Genomic DNA, 13,746 nt, shown 5'->3' on the forward strand with positions numbered 1-13,746 from the left:
GTGTTTTCTAATCACGATGGTGGAAGGCTTTTCGGCTTTTCATCATAAACAGGAGACATCGGTTTTCATTAAAATGATTTAATTTTATTGGGGACTGATTCTTTAGTCCGGCGAGTTTTGATTTACCAAGGCCCAGATACAACACTATTTTGTCTGGAACAAAATAGGACAGCTTTAGCTGGCTTGCGAAGCAAGTGAGTATCAGGGACGATACGAACAAAACCCGTTAAAAAGCAGGTTTGAAGTTTGGTACCAGAGGCTGGAGCACGATTGTCTGGAACAATCGTCAACATGTAATGCATGGCCCGAAGGGTGAAATACAGGATGTATTTTATATCTGAACCGGCACAGTATTGCCACCGGCCGATTTTGAAAAGTTTGTGCTTATCTTAACCTATATAAATCGATGGCAAGCAATAAGTTATCCAAGCTCGCCGAGTGCGTATTTCGGTGAATTCGGCCTGTTATTTCGGTTGATTCCGAACAACTTCAAGTCATTCTTTTTCTCATCTCTATTTTTACGCTAAGTGTTCGGATTGGTCCAGTTTTCTCATTGATTCTCCAACCAGGTCGATTCGGTGACTGTTGTGTAATATCCGATCCAGGAGCGCATCGGCAACAGTAGGGTTTGCGATCATTTTGTACCATTCCGTGATCGGTAGTTGACTCGCGATGATGGTACTGCCCTGTTGGTAGCGCTCTTCCATCACATCCAACAAGTCATTGGCCTGACGGGTGCTGAGGTTTTCCATTCCCCAGTCATCCAGGATAAGCAGTTTGAGCTTTGCGAGTGAGGCGAGTTGCTGTCGGTAACTACCATCAGCATGGCCCACTGACAGGTCATCCAGTAGATGACCAAGACGATAGTAACGGACTGTATGATGTTGCCTGCAGGCCTGCTCTGCCAGTGCACAGGCAAGGAAGGTTTTGCCGCAGCCGGTGGCACCCGTGATCAGGATATTGTGACAATGGTGTAGATACTGGCCGTTCAGTAATCCCGCGATTTTGTCTTTTCTCAGTCCCCGCTGAGCGCGGTAATCTATCTGACCCGGCTGAGCGTTGAGTCGTAGCTTTGCCTGTCTCCTGAGGCGTTGTATTTTGGTGTTATCCCGGCATTGCAGTTCATAGTCAGCTAACAGCCCCAGACGTTCTTCGAAGCTCATGTCTTGATACGTTGCTGGCTGGCTTTGCTGTTGTTGTAATGCCTGAGTAAAATGCCCCAGTCTGAGGGCACGAAGTTGTTCATTGAGTGAGGTTAATGTCATCAGATACTCCTTATTGATAATAGTGCTGACCGCGTATATTAGGGTGTGACACCACCGTTTCTTCAGTCTCAGTGGTGTCGGTATGCTGCTCTTTGTTGTTTTCCAGTAGATTCAGAATCACTTTGCGATGCGGACGCTCCAACAGAAGCGCTTTCTGGCAGGCGGCTTCCAGTCGGAGGTGACCGTACTTTCTGCCCAGGTTCAACAATCCCAGACAACTGCGGATTGCCTGCTCTGGATGGGTTTTACTGCCCAGGCTCCACGCCACGACTTCCCGGGTGGCGCTGCCAATGCTTTCAGCCCATTGCAATAATCGTTGTGGACTCCAGCGATGCGCTGCATGCTGGCCGGGCATGTGTTCTTTTAATGTGGTGAATCCCCCTTCCCGCTGACTGCGGACATGCTGAGCAACCTGTTTTCCCTGATGGTAAATGCGAACAATGCGGGCGGTAGCTTCAACTTCCAGTTGTTCACCCACTAGCTGATGAGGAACAGAGTAAGCATGTTTGTTATACAGCACATGGTAATCGGGACCCGGCCGGCATTTTCGTGTATCGGTATATTCCCACGGGTAAGCAGGTAACGGCTTCAGCGCAGGTTTATCCAGTTGCTCAAACAGCTCGCGACGCGACCCCGGGTGAAGCCGCTGAGGTCGATTATTGAGGTCATCAAGAAGCGCTTTGATTTGTGCATTGAGCGACGACAGGGTGTAAAACACCTGATGACGCAGACGCATCATTATCCAGCGCTCTACCAGCAATACGGCATTTTCTGCTTTGGCCTTATCTTTGGGCTTGTAAGGCCTGGCGGGCATCACAGCGGTACCATAATGGCGTGCCAGTGAAGCATAGTTTTCATTTATCTGAGGGGTATAACGGTCAGCACGTGTCACAGCAGCTTTAAGATTATCCGGCACTAATAAACGCGGCACCCCGCCGAAGAATTCAAAGGCCCTGACATGCGCCATCAGCCAGCTCTCCTGTCCCTGAGAGGCGCAGGCTTCTACGTAGGTGTGGTTGGAAGCGCCCAGTGTGGCAACAAATATCTGCGCCTGACGCACTTCCCCCGTATCAGGGTTGATAACCGGAATAGTGGGACCACAAAAATCAATAAACAGCTTATCGCCAGCAATATGGTGCTGGCGCATACTGCGCTTTTGCTTTTTTAACCAGCGCTGATAATGCTCGCAATATTGTGTATAGCCATAAGCTGTCGCTGGCTCAATGTCGCGGTACTCCTGCCACAACAGCAGTTTGGTCATTCCTTTGCGTTTAAGCTCCTGATGAATGTTGCTGAAATCAGGCTGGCGTTTGATTCTTCTGGTGTGTCTGCCGGGGAATAACCGGGCTTCAAACTGCTTATCAGTCAATTCAGACGGCAATGGCCAGGCCAGCTTACTGGACTGAAACCGTCCGACGAGATCGCTGACGGTAGAAGGTCCCAGGTTCAGGCACGCAGCTATGTCTCGCATACTTAACCCGGCTTCAAACCGCAGGCGTAAAACATCTTTAATTTTTTTCACATTCGTTCTCTCTCTGGGCATCGTAAGCGGCTTCCTCTGGATCAAATAAGAGCAAACAGCTTACCTGTTGATTTAACGAGAAAAAGAATGTGATTTCGGGAAACCGAACATTGATTTCGGCAATCCGGACATGGATCCCGGAAAAAGACCAAAAACGTCCGCTTTAAAGCGAAACGAGTGTTCGGTTTAAACCGAAACAGGTGTCCGGATTAAACCGAAATGGATGGCCGGATTCGACCGAAACATGCACCGAGGAAGATTTACGTTTTATATCTGCCTGGGCCATATCCGAAGGGGCAGGGTGCAAGCACAAAAATATGTGACACAGCTCCATGATTCAATGTTAAGAATCGCCAGAACGCCAGCTATTAAAAAAAAGCAGACCAGGGCTGCTTGAAAGCACCAGAAGTTTTCCGGTGCAAAAACAAGTTGTGTTTTACTGGGAAATTGAAAGTGGTATCGAGGTTGCCAGGATATTGCATCAAAGAATGGACCCACTAGCGGCATTCGAATGACATTTCCTTAACGGAACATTTAAAGCAGATTTAAAACGGATACGACCCCCCTCCTTTAATCTCCTTTAATCCGTAAAACGGCTAGGCCCTTTTATTTCCAAGTTACAAGTTTTGCCATCATTAACCAACTTTAGAGGTATTGAAATTAGCCACATTCAATCATGCACTAATCTTCAACCTTCTCAGGAAGTGGAAACAACGGCCTCACCTCTACTGTGCCTTTTTCCGCTGGGGGTAAACGGGCTGCTATTTCTAATGCTTCATCTAAATTTTCTACATCCACAATATAATAGCCGCCAAGCTGCTCAGTGGTTTCTGCAAAGGGGCCGTCCGTGATTTGTCGCTTACCATCACGAACTCGTAAGCTGGTGGCTGTGGTAATTGAGTCCAAAGGGGCGGCAGAGACTAATTTTCCCTGCGCGGCGAGTTCTTCGGATATACGCATAGATTTTTGGAAGCAGGATTGCATTTCTTCTTCTGTCCAACAATTTTCGTCACTGTAAATTAATAACATGTACTGCATTTTCTTATTCCTTATTGTTCTGCTGTTTTAAGCTCTTCACTGGATAGCATTACCATCCAGGCTACGCCAAATTGGTCAGTAACTTGGCCATAAAGTGGCGACCAGAACGTTTCTGTCAAAGGCATATTGATTTGTCCATCCTTCGCCAACGCATTAAAGACTCTATGAGCTTCGTCTTGGTTATGTAGGGTTAACGCCAGACTAAAGCCACTCATCTTGGTGTTATCACCACAGCCGTCCGAGGCGAATAGTTTGATATTAGCGACATTAAATTCACAGTGCATGACTTTATTTTCAAAGCCTGGTGTTAACAAATCTTCTGGAAGCGGCTCAGGGCTGTCACTAAAGCGCATTAACATACTGATACTGGCACCTAAGTGTTCCTGGTAATAGTTGAGCGCTTCTTCACAGCGACCAGAAAAAAACAGATAGCTGTTCATCTTGGCTTGCTGCATACTATTTCGCATAGTAACCGTGTCACGCAGACTTTGTTCTTTCTCAGTAATTTCACCGGAAGTATCCCAGTCGGCATAATCTTCCATTGAATAGAAAGGACGAATTTCTATATCCGAATCTTCCAACATGGGGTTAGGGCACTTTTTCACCCACTCTATGGCTTGCTCGATGGAATCGACATTCCAAATCCAATAACCAGCAATCAGTTCATTGGTTTCAACAAAAGGCCCCTGGACTACTTCACGCTCGTTGCCACTAAAGCGCACTCTAAAGCCTTGATTACTGGGTTTTAAACCGTCACCGGATTCCATGATCCCCGCGTTTACCAGCTTTTCGTTGAACTCACCCATAGCATTCATGAGTTCTTGAGTGGGTGGAACCCCTGCTTCTGAGCTATCCGTTGCTTTGACTATTACCATGACTTTCATAAATTTTTCCTGTTGTATGATTGTTTTTTGTTTTGTATTGATTAATCGAATGAACCAAAAGCTAATCGACAAGAAATGAAAATATTTTTTAAAAAATTTATAAAAGTGAGTTAATGGCTTTTTAGTTGCGCTAATTTTTGTACTAAAAAACGTTTTTCCGGAGCTTGTTTGACTAGCACTAATGCTTGCTCAAAGGCAGCAATAGCTGCAGTGATTTGCCCTGAGCGAACAAGTAATTCGCCACGAGTTGAATGGAGTTTGTGATAGTCTTGCAATGCTCCACTGGCTAGTATGCTATCTATTATATTGAGCCCGGCTACTTCACCATCACGCATAGCAATTGCTACAGCTCGATTAAGCTCAACGACGGGAGATGGTTCCACCTGTAGTAAAAGGGAATAAAGCCTAATGACCTGGTTCCAGTCTGTGCTACCCTTTGATTTAGCGTATTCCGCGGCAATAGCGGCTTGTAGTGTGTAGCTGCCAACCTGACCGTTGGTAAATGCTTTTTGGACTAAGGCCATGCCTTCATCAATATAGGTTTGCAGCCATAGGCTTCGATCCTGGTCTTCTAACAAGATAATATTTCCGTCGGCATCGGTACGGGCATAACTTCTGGATTCATGCAACAACATTAAGGCTAACAGCCCCATAACTTCTGAGTCGGGTAATAACGATAAAACTAAGCGGGCAAGGCGAATAGCTTCATTAGACAGGTCGACACGTAACAGTGAGTCGCCATTTGACGCTGCATATCCTTCGTTAAAGACTAAATAGATCACCAATAAAACCCCTTCGAGTCGCTCTGGCAATTCAGTAATCTCAGGAATAACAAAAGGTATTTTCGCTTTCTGAATTTTATTTTTCCCTCTGACAATACGTTGTGCCATTGTAGAAGGCGATACCAGGTATGCGCTGGCAATTTCTTCTGTAGATAAGCTGCACACTTCACGTAAGGTTAAAGGGATTTGAATTTTTGGATCTATGGCCGGATGACAACAAGTAAAGATCATACGCAATTGATCGTCTTCAATCTCTTGTTTGCTGACTTCGTGATTGTATTCTTCAAGCTCACTGATTAATCGTTGCACGTCAGCTTCTAGTTTACTAAAACGTTTGTTGCGTCTGAGGGTATCTATGGCTTTAAAACGAGCAGTCGAGATTAACCAGGGTGTTGGATTGGCCGGTATGCCCTTATTACCCCAAGAATCGAGAGCGACAGAAAACGCTTCGTGCATGGCTTCTTCGGCTAGCTCAAAATCACCGAGCAAGCGCACTAACGTGGCAAGTACTTTACCAGATTGCTCTTTGTATAGCTGAGATAGCTGTTGATTAATTGCGGTATTCACTGGCTTCAATTTTGAGTGACAACTAAAAGGCCTAAGCTTATTTGAGCAACTATCTACCCAACAATCAAGCAGTTGGTAAGCAGTAATATTGGGTTGGGGCGTAATACCAAGGATTGGCTCTTTAATCCGGTGAGTTAAAAATTACCAAGGCCCAGATACAACACTATTTAGTCTGGAACAATCGTCAACATGCGAAGCATGGCCCAAAGGGGGAAATACAGGATGTATTTCATACTTGAACCGGCACAGTTTTGCTACCGGCGGATTTTGAAAAGTTTGTGTCTATTTTATTCAATAAAAATCAATAACCTGGAAAGCGATAAAGGCACTTTGCAAATTCTTTGCTCATATAAACGGCTACTCTTTTCGATCAACAAGTGTAGTGTCAATCAAGCTTGGCTCCTCTTTCATGGGCAAGATCGCGACGACATAAACGATATTATCTTCGATGAAGTAGTAAATGAAAAAAGGAAATCTTTTGGCTGGTGCTCTATGAAACCCACAGTGTATTTCGTGAACACCTCCATAAATGAGAAGAGATTCTATATCTGAAAGTAGGCTATCCCAGAAATAGTCACCGATACCTTTTTCCTGTTCATCGTAATACATAGCACCCTCGTATAGGTCATTTCTGGCTTCTAGCTCTACTTTTACATCGAATATTTTCACTTTGGTCTACTATTTCTCAGTTCTTCAAGAGAAATAAACTGTGCGCTTCCATTAGTAATTTTGTCAGCCCTTTCGGACAGTACATTTTCATGCCAATTTGGAGATTTCGCACTTGTGAGATCTTTTTGTACTGATGTCCAAATTGTTTCCATAGCCTTAAGTCTGTCAACGAAGGACATTTTTTCAATATCTGATACTGATAGCATAACTAATTGAAATGTTTGGAACCGTGTTACGAAATATAGCAGAGACGCCAATCGGTTGATATACCCAACTTGAAACACAAAACTAGCTAAAAGCAGAGTATTGTGATTACCGATCCCCCGTTAAGTGGGTAGATCCAAAGTTCCAAGCAAAAAAAAACGACTTACGTCGGTTTAGTCTCTCTATAAAGAGATGGTACCAGAGGGTGAAGGCGGTTGTTTTAGCCGCGCAGTGGCGCACCGACTGAACGGCCTGCCAAGGATGGCAGGACTGGGTGACGATCATCAGGGATGTGTTTAAGATGAGCGCAGTAGGGGTCGGTGTTTACTTGCACGTTATTCTTAAGCTGGGTGAGTTACTTGGATGGCTCATACAACCCAAAACATAAATCTCAATTCGAAGAACTTGATTTAATTTGACCGGCACAGTATTGCTACCGGCGGATTTTGAAAAGTTTGTGTCTATTTTAATTCTTAAAAATCAACAAGTTAAAACAATATAAAGACGCTTTGCAAATTCTCTGCATGGCCAGAAAAGTATTCAACTCGGTCTCTAGGTTAAAAAGCTCAATAGCAATGCGTTGTTCGCTTCATAATTTTAAATTAGAAAAACTGTCATAATGTGCGCATAATATAAGCATATCGTGTGGAGGTGTTTATGAATGTCACTCTTGGTTCAGAATTTGAAAAACGCATTAATGAGAAAGTTGCCTCTGGTCTTTATACCTCAGCCAGCGAAGTAATCAGAGATGGATTGCGCTTGTTGTTTGAGAAAGACGTTTCGAAGCAACAGCAACTTGAGATATTTAGGGAGGAGGTTGGAAAGGGCTTTCAACAGTTGTCTAACGGGCAAACTTCCGATAAGTCTGCACTCGATATTTTTGCTGATGTGAGCAAAGAACTCGATGGCAAGCTATAAACTTTCTGAGCTTGCCGAAGAAGACTTATGACTCATATCTGCAAGAACCATTGAAGATTGGGGTAGGCCACAAGCAGAAAAGTATGTGTTGTATCTTCATGAAACTATGACACAAATCGCCATTACTCCCAATATTGGTAAAAACAGGCCAGAGTTATTTAAAGATGCAAAAAGCTTTCCGGCGCAAAAATATATCGTGTTTTACTGGAAGTGTGAGACAGGGATCGAAGTAGCGAGAATTTTACATCAAAGAATGGATCCGCTTTCAGTATTCGAATGAGTTCAATTAACGAACAATTAAAAGCCATAGACGAAGAACTCGCGGACCTGGAGAGTCGAAAGCAAGTTTTAATCGAGCGCAAAGCTAGTCTTGAGAAAATGCGCCAATCACATACTCTTTCAAACACCGATAAAATCTCCGCTGAACAACGAATATCCATATTTAAGGATCTGTTCACAGGAAGGAGTGATGTCTTTGCCCTAAAGTGGGAAAACCTAAAAAGCGGTAAGTCAGGTTATTCGCCAGCGTGTTATAATGAGTGGAAACAAGGGATTTGCAACAAGCCCTATACCAAGTGTACAGATTGCAAAAATCAAAACTTTAAAGAACTAAATGAACAGGAAATCTATAAACATCTCACCGGGACGCAGGTAATTGGCAGCTATGCTCTCGGACATTCGGGTGCGTGCAAGTTTTTGGCAATCGATTTTGATAAATCCGATTGGCAACTAGCGGTTAAATCGACAGCTGAGGCTGCAATTACCCTGGATGTTCCCCATGCTGTCGAAATATCACAATCCGGTAACGGCGCCCATCTTTGGGTATTCTTCAGTGAAAAGGTGCCAGCAAAGCTTGCTCGTCGCCTTGGCTTTTTGCTCTTAGATAAAGCAATGGAACTGTGTCCAAGCTTAACGTTTGACTCCTATGATCGTCTGTTCCCCAACCAAGATTTATTGCCAGAAGGCGGATTTGGGAATTTGATTGGTTTGCCTTTGCAACAAAAGCGCAGAAAAAGTGGCTTCACTGAATTTGTAACTGCCGATTTGGCTCCAATAGAAGAACAATGGCTGTTCTTAAAACACTTGCCGAGAATGAGCCATTTAGAAGTTGCTGAGATGGTTAAATCAGAATCTGATGATCAACCCATGGATGAGCTGCCGTGGGAAAGGCAATCGGTATCAATAGAAATCATTCCAGGCTGCCCTCAGGAATTAACTATTGTGAGAGCAAATCGGTTGTTTATTCCAGTCGAGAGTTTACCTTCCAAGTTGGTCAGTTGTATTCGAAGAATTGCCAGTTTCTCTAATCCTGAATTTTTCAAAAAGCAGGCGTTACGGTTTTCTACCTATGACACACCTAGATTTATCAGTCTGGCTCGAATAGAAGGAGACTACCTTGCGATACCTCGCGGTTGCGAGGATGACTTGATTGATTTACTACAGTCTCAAAACATCAAACCACATTTCGATACAAAAACAGTAAAGGGGAACAGGCTAACTAAAATCAAGATGACTACCGGGTTGAGAAAGGAGCAAACCAAAGCCGTTGATAAGATAATAAAGCACGACATTGGTATTTTGCATGCTCCCACAGCTTTCGGCAAAACGGTCACAGCAATTGGTATTATCGTCAAACGAAAAACAAACACGCTGGTACTCGTCCACAACAAGCAATTGATCGATCAATGGCGGGAGCGCATAAACACCTTTGCTACTGGCATCCAATGTGGAGTGCATATGGGGGCTAAGAAGTCTGTCTCGAATGAAGTGGATATCGCGACTTACCAGAGCTTGATAAATCGAAAGGACAACACGGTAAATTCAATACTACATAACTATGGACAAATTATCATAGACGAATGCCACCATGTTCCAGCGGCAAGTTTCGAGCTGGTACTTTCTGAAACTTCTGCAAAGTACATTATTGGACTTACCGCAACACCCAATAGGCAAGATGGTTTGCAGAAAATCATGTTTATGTTGGCGGGTAAAGTGCGGCATCGTGTTTTAGATGAAGCTGATAAAAGCTTCACACAGAAAGTGTTTGTAAAAACTAGAAGTGCTGAGTTTGACATGTCGAACAAGAACGATTCGAAGCTTCATATCAGCGAAATTTACCAATGGCTGAGTGAGGATGAGCAGCGCAATGTCATGATTATTGATGATGTTATTGCCGCAGCAAATGAAGGCCGCCATTGTCTTCTGTTAAGCGAGAGGCGTGGTCATGCAGAAAAATTGTTGGATATGTTGCTCCAGCAGGGTTTGAAGTGTGTTTTATTAACAGGTGGTATGAGCGCCAGGCAAAGAAAGGAAGCAAATGAGGCACTACCCGACTCACAAGTGTTAGTTGCGACTGGAAAATATATCGGCGAAGGGTTTGATCTTCCCCGACTGGACACTCTGTTTATTACATTACCGATCTCCTGGAAAGGCACACTTGCTCAATACGCTGGTCGTATTCATCGTACTTTTGACGAGAAGTTCGCATTTATGATTATGCAGAAATCAATGAGCCAATGTTGAATCGAATGTATCAAAAAAGAGAGAAAGGGTATTTGGCACTAGGCTACGATATCATTAAAGTTTGATCGGTGAGCAATTCTTCGAACCGGTTATTAACACTTCCGCCAAATCTAAAAACAACCCCATTTTGTCTGGAGAAAACGCTAAAAAGCTGATTTGAATTATGGTACCTGAAGGTCGAGGCAGTTGGTTTGGCCGCGAAGCGGCCCACCAATTGAACAATAGCATTATAAAATCAAACTTTTTTCCAACTCTGTCAGCAATGTGTTGGTCAGGGCTGCAGGAATTGTCGTATTCAATCTGCTCAAGTTAAACACTTTGACAAATTGGGCAATATCCTCGGAAGTTAAGACTTCAAGGATTGCAGGGTTGGTATACAATTCAAGACTGGCGTTATCTGTTGAAAGCAATACCTCCTTATCAGCAATTGCGGTGATTTTGGCACAGACAGCGGCAGATAATAGGTCTAATGCGCCAGCCATACCTTGCTGGCTAAGGATTTTGGCAGCCTGATACTTCTCACAGGCTACGTTGTGCCAGGTATTGGATTGCTTGTCTGAGTGTGCCGCAGTTGCTTGGGGAGGCTTATTGCTCAAAGATTGCCAGCCTTCTGGGTTGATCTTTTGCAGTTGTCGCATGCTTCTGGGATCTAACAAAATAACGGAAATGTCACTTTGTAACTGCTCTACAAACGCTTCGTCTGTGTCGTTAACTTCCTCTAAAACCACAATAAGTTGATTTTGTTGCGCCTTGATTGTTTCAATGCGCTTTGCAAACTGCTGTTCAATAGTTCTGATTATTTCAATTAGTTGAGTGTCTTCAGATAGGGCATCAGGTAACCACTGGGATGTTGCAGCCCTGTCTGTTATTTCGGGAGTCTGCGGCAGTGTGGTAGCTACATCGTCTGATTCTGTTGAAGTTTTTTGAGTAATATTTTGCTCTTCTGAGTTGCCATCAATGGACTCAGAGATAGCTGCGTCTGCATTTGATTCAGGCGTTTCGTTGCTCTGAAGATCGCTTAGCAAGCTGGACAGACCCTTAGCACCGATAGTGATTACATCATTTTCTGTATCACCGACTATAGTGCTGTTAAATAGATCCTGTTTGTTATTTACCAGCGACAATACCCGTTCTTCATAGGAGTTATCACTAATCAAAGAAATGATACGAACATTTTTACTTTGTCCGAGTCGATGAATGCGAGCGTTGCGCTGTTCGAGAATTGCCGGTGTCCATGGTACATCTACATTGATGAGCGTAGTTGCACATTGCAGATTCAGGCCCGTGCTGCCTGCGTCCGTGGCGATAAATATCGAAATACTGTCGTCTTCACGAAAGGCATTCATCAGCTCTCCACGTTTTGCTGATGGTACACCACCGTGTAAATGAACATATCCCAGTCTCATTTCCTTGACTAGTAGTTCAATCATGTCGGTCATGAGTTTCCAGCAGGAAAACACCACCACTTTTTCACCACTATCAATACAGATTTCGGTAAAAAGGCGGCGTAATTCTTCCAGTTTAGGGGAGCCTTTACTTGTTTTATCCACCAGGCCTGCGGCGTTACACGCCATTCTCGCCTGTTGCAATGCGGCCATCAGTCGATTGCTCTCTGTCGGAGTCAAAGGGCGTTGTTTTGCGATATTGGCCAACTGGCCGGCGGCGCTTATGGCGTCATCATGCAGGCCGATTTGAATGTTGGTCATAGGCACATCAACGCGGATTTTAGTCATGGATGGCAGTTGTTGACTCACAACTGAGCGATTGCGCCTGAGCATTACCGGCGCGATGGTTTTGCGCAGTTCACTCAAATTGCGGTAAGCCAGCACTTTGCCTTTATCGTCGGTGATATGAAAATCCGCCATAAAGCGCCACAACGGACCAAGGTAGGTTGGATCAACAATCTGCATCACGCTGTAGAGTTCTTCCAGTTTGTTTTCCAGCGGTGTGCCCGTCAGGACAAAGGCATATTTACTGGCAATAAGTTTTACGCTGGACGCAATTTTTGTGCGCCAGTTTTTGAGGCGCTGCGCTTCGTCCAGAATAATTAGATCGGGCGCTATCAATGTGTTAATGGCTTCCAGATCAGGGATGGTGGTTTCGTAATTAATGATCACAAACAGTTTGTCGTTTCGGTATTGCTGGCGACGTTGGTTAGCATTTCCTTGAATCACCTGGCTTTCGAGGCCAGTAAACTTTTTAATTTCTCTGGACCATTGTGCCTTGAGTGATGCCGGACAAATAATCAGGACTTTTTGTACATTGGCGTAACGATGCAGCCAAAAAGCCGCAGTGATGGATTGCAGAGTTTTCCCCAGCCCCATATCGTCTGCCAGTAATGCCCGGCCGTTGGAAGCCAAAAATGCAACGCCTTCAACCTGATAGGGGAACAATCTGGCGTTGACACCTGCAATGCGTTCACCGTTGAGCTGGATTTCTTCCTGAATTTCGCGTTGCCGCAAAGCATGATTTAGTCTCTGCTGAATGGCTTTAACATGCTCCAGCGCATCGCTACCGATTTCAATGTGTGGATTGTCATAAAATCGAGATTGAAGTTGATAGAAATCTTCAGGTAGCTGGCCAGTGAAAAATCCTGCTTTATCAAAAAATGGCGCCAGCATGTCAGACAGTTCCGCGGACATGTTCGCTGTGCGTTGTAGCTTTATTACTGCTTCCCGGCCGTGCCATCCTCGATATACGAAAGGAGTGGTAGTGGGAGAGCTGGAGATTTGATTCTTACTGTTACGATTAATTTCGTGCAGCACAGCTTCGATATGCTTGCAGGTTCCTAGCTGGTTGTTGTGCCAGTCGGGGCAAGTACAGGTATTTTGTCGTTCATTGAAGCTGCGAATTTTGACGGTGTAAAATGTTTTTCTGTGAGTCGCCGATGCAATTGAACTGGCCCGCCATTCACCGTAACCATTAGTTGCAGAAAGCGACTCTACATTTACCTCTTTTTGACCTTTCTTGATACGGTCCAGTAATGCGGTTTGCTGTAAATGCTGTTCGGCTTGCTCTGCGTTGTCGGCCTGATACTGGTCACTACAATGCAATAAAGCGGCAACTGCATGGCAGCAAAAGACTTCTTCTGTGTCCTCACAGTAACAACTGGTGGACAACACCTCTCCCGTTGTTTTCTCAAGATTGATTTTTACGCGGTAGGGGAGATCTGAGTCACCTGCATCCACGGAAGCCACTATTTGATCAGGCAAGCTATCACATTCCAGAACACAATTTTTATTAAAAAAATGCAGGCCCAGACGATAAGTTTTATGACTTACGCAGTCGGCAATATTTTTTGGATCTGCGTAAAAGGGAATGGTATCTGAAGACATGATTTTTCGTCTATATTTTAAGGCAGGTATAAATTATTC

At 44.4% G+C, this 13,746-nt stretch carries 11 protein-coding genes; 3 read left to right on the forward strand and 8 right to left on the reverse strand.

Annotated features, from left to right (window positions below):
- Window positions 1-518: 518 nt before the first annotated feature.
- The 7 genes from istB to ACXAD8_RS17630 all read right to left on the reverse strand — a co-directional run bounded on the left by istB (window position 519) and on the right by ACXAD8_RS17630 (window position 6,933).
- Window positions 519-1,265: an IS21-like element helper ATPase IstB gene (gene istB / locus ACXAD8_RS17600; RefSeq protein WP_475230385.1), complete on the reverse strand. Its 747-nt coding sequence runs from the start codon at window positions 1,263-1,265 to the stop codon at window positions 519-521.
- Window positions 1,266-1,275: 10 nt separating this feature from the next.
- Window positions 1,276-2,808 carry an IS21 family transposase gene (istA, locus tag ACXAD8_RS17605; RefSeq protein ID WP_475230388.1) on the reverse strand — a complete coding sequence of 511 codons (1,533 nt, stop codon included), beginning with the start codon at window positions 2,806-2,808 and terminating at the stop codon, window positions 1,276-1,278.
- A 660-nt stretch (window positions 2,809-3,468) separates the two neighbouring features.
- The gene (locus tag ACXAD8_RS17610; protein WP_475231290.1) at window positions 3,469-3,825 is read right to left on the reverse strand and encodes a YciI family protein; all 357 of its coding nucleotides are present in this window, start codon (window positions 3,823-3,825) and stop codon (window positions 3,469-3,471) included.
- 11 nt (window positions 3,826-3,836) lie between these two features.
- On the reverse strand, window positions 3,837-4,709 hold the full coding sequence (locus ACXAD8_RS17615; RefSeq protein ID WP_475231291.1) for a VOC family protein: 873 nt from the start codon (window positions 4,707-4,709) through the stop codon (window positions 3,837-3,839).
- Window positions 4,710-4,819: 110 nt separating this feature from the next.
- Entirely contained in the window at window positions 4,820-6,058 is a 1,239-nt protein-coding gene (locus ACXAD8_RS17620; protein WP_475231292.1) for an RNA polymerase sigma factor, read from the reverse strand.
- 357 nt (window positions 6,059-6,415) lie between these two features.
- Window positions 6,416-6,727, reverse strand: a complete 312-nt coding sequence (locus ACXAD8_RS17625; protein WP_475231293.1) for a hypothetical protein — start codon at window positions 6,725-6,727, stop codon at window positions 6,416-6,418.
- Complete coding sequence (locus tag ACXAD8_RS17630; protein ID WP_475231294.1) at window positions 6,724-6,933, reverse strand: addiction module protein; 210 nt, start codon at window positions 6,931-6,933, stop codon at window positions 6,724-6,726. The genes ACXAD8_RS17625 and ACXAD8_RS17630 overlap by 4 nt, the downstream gene beginning before the upstream one ends.
- A gap of 655 nt (window positions 6,934-7,588) precedes the next feature.
- Here ACXAD8_RS17630 and ACXAD8_RS17635 point away from each other — a divergent pair.
- The 3 genes from ACXAD8_RS17635 to ACXAD8_RS17645 are packed head-to-tail and all read left to right on the forward strand — an operon-like array spanning window position 7,589 to window position 10,372.
- Window positions 7,589-7,849, forward strand: a complete 261-nt coding sequence (locus ACXAD8_RS17635; protein ID WP_475231295.1) for a type II toxin-antitoxin system ParD family antitoxin — start codon at window positions 7,589-7,591, stop codon at window positions 7,847-7,849.
- A 49-nt stretch (window positions 7,850-7,898) separates the two neighbouring features.
- Window positions 7,899-8,129, forward strand: coding sequence for a type II toxin-antitoxin system RelE/ParE family toxin (locus ACXAD8_RS17640; protein ID WP_475233011.1), 231 nt, complete (start codon window positions 7,899-7,901; stop codon window positions 8,127-8,129).
- The gene (locus ACXAD8_RS17645) at window positions 8,126-10,372 is read left to right on the forward strand and encodes a TOTE conflict system archaeo-eukaryotic primase domain-containing protein (RefSeq protein WP_475231296.1); all 2,247 of its coding nucleotides are present in this window, start codon (window positions 8,126-8,128) and stop codon (window positions 10,370-10,372) included. Before ACXAD8_RS17640 ends, ACXAD8_RS17645 begins: the two co-directional genes overlap by 4 nt.
- 227 nt (window positions 10,373-10,599) lie before the next feature.
- Here the strand turns inward: ACXAD8_RS17645 and ACXAD8_RS17650 are convergent, their stop codons facing one another.
- Complete coding sequence (locus ACXAD8_RS17650; protein WP_475231297.1) at window positions 10,600-13,707, reverse strand: SNF2-related protein; 3,108 nt, start codon at window positions 13,705-13,707, stop codon at window positions 10,600-10,602.
- Between the last annotated feature and the right edge of the window lie 39 nt (window positions 13,708-13,746).

Source organism: Planctobacterium sp. AWH2_060, assembly GCF_056158425.1.

What these genes read in the sequence shown, in the direction of transcription:
- ACXAD8_RS17650 (WP_475231297.1), bottom strand. Translation starts at nt 13,707, where the DNA reads ATGTCTTCAGATACCATTCCCTTTTACGCAGATCCAAAAAATATTGCC.
- istA (WP_475230388.1), bottom strand. Translation starts at nt 2,808, where the DNA reads ATGCCCAGAGAGAGAACGAATGTGAAAAAAATTAAAGATGTTTTACGC.
- ACXAD8_RS17645 (WP_475231296.1), top strand. Translation starts at nt 8,126, where the DNA reads ATGAGTTCAATTAACGAACAATTAAAAGCCATAGACGAAGAACTCGCG.
- ACXAD8_RS17610 (WP_475231290.1), bottom strand. Translation starts at nt 3,825, where the DNA reads ATGCAGTACATGTTATTAATTTACAGTGACGAAAATTGTTGGACAGAA.
- ACXAD8_RS17635 (WP_475231295.1), top strand. Translation starts at nt 7,589, where the DNA reads ATGAATGTCACTCTTGGTTCAGAATTTGAAAAACGCATTAATGAGAAA.
- istB (WP_475230385.1), bottom strand. Translation starts at nt 1,265, where the DNA reads ATGACATTAACCTCACTCAATGAACAACTTCGTGCCCTCAGACTGGGG.
- ACXAD8_RS17615 (WP_475231291.1), bottom strand. Translation starts at nt 4,709, where the DNA reads ATGAAAGTCATGGTAATAGTCAAAGCAACGGATAGCTCAGAAGCAGGG.
- ACXAD8_RS17630 (WP_475231294.1), bottom strand. Translation starts at nt 6,933, where the DNA reads ATGCTATCAGTATCAGATATTGAAAAAATGTCCTTCGTTGACAGACTT.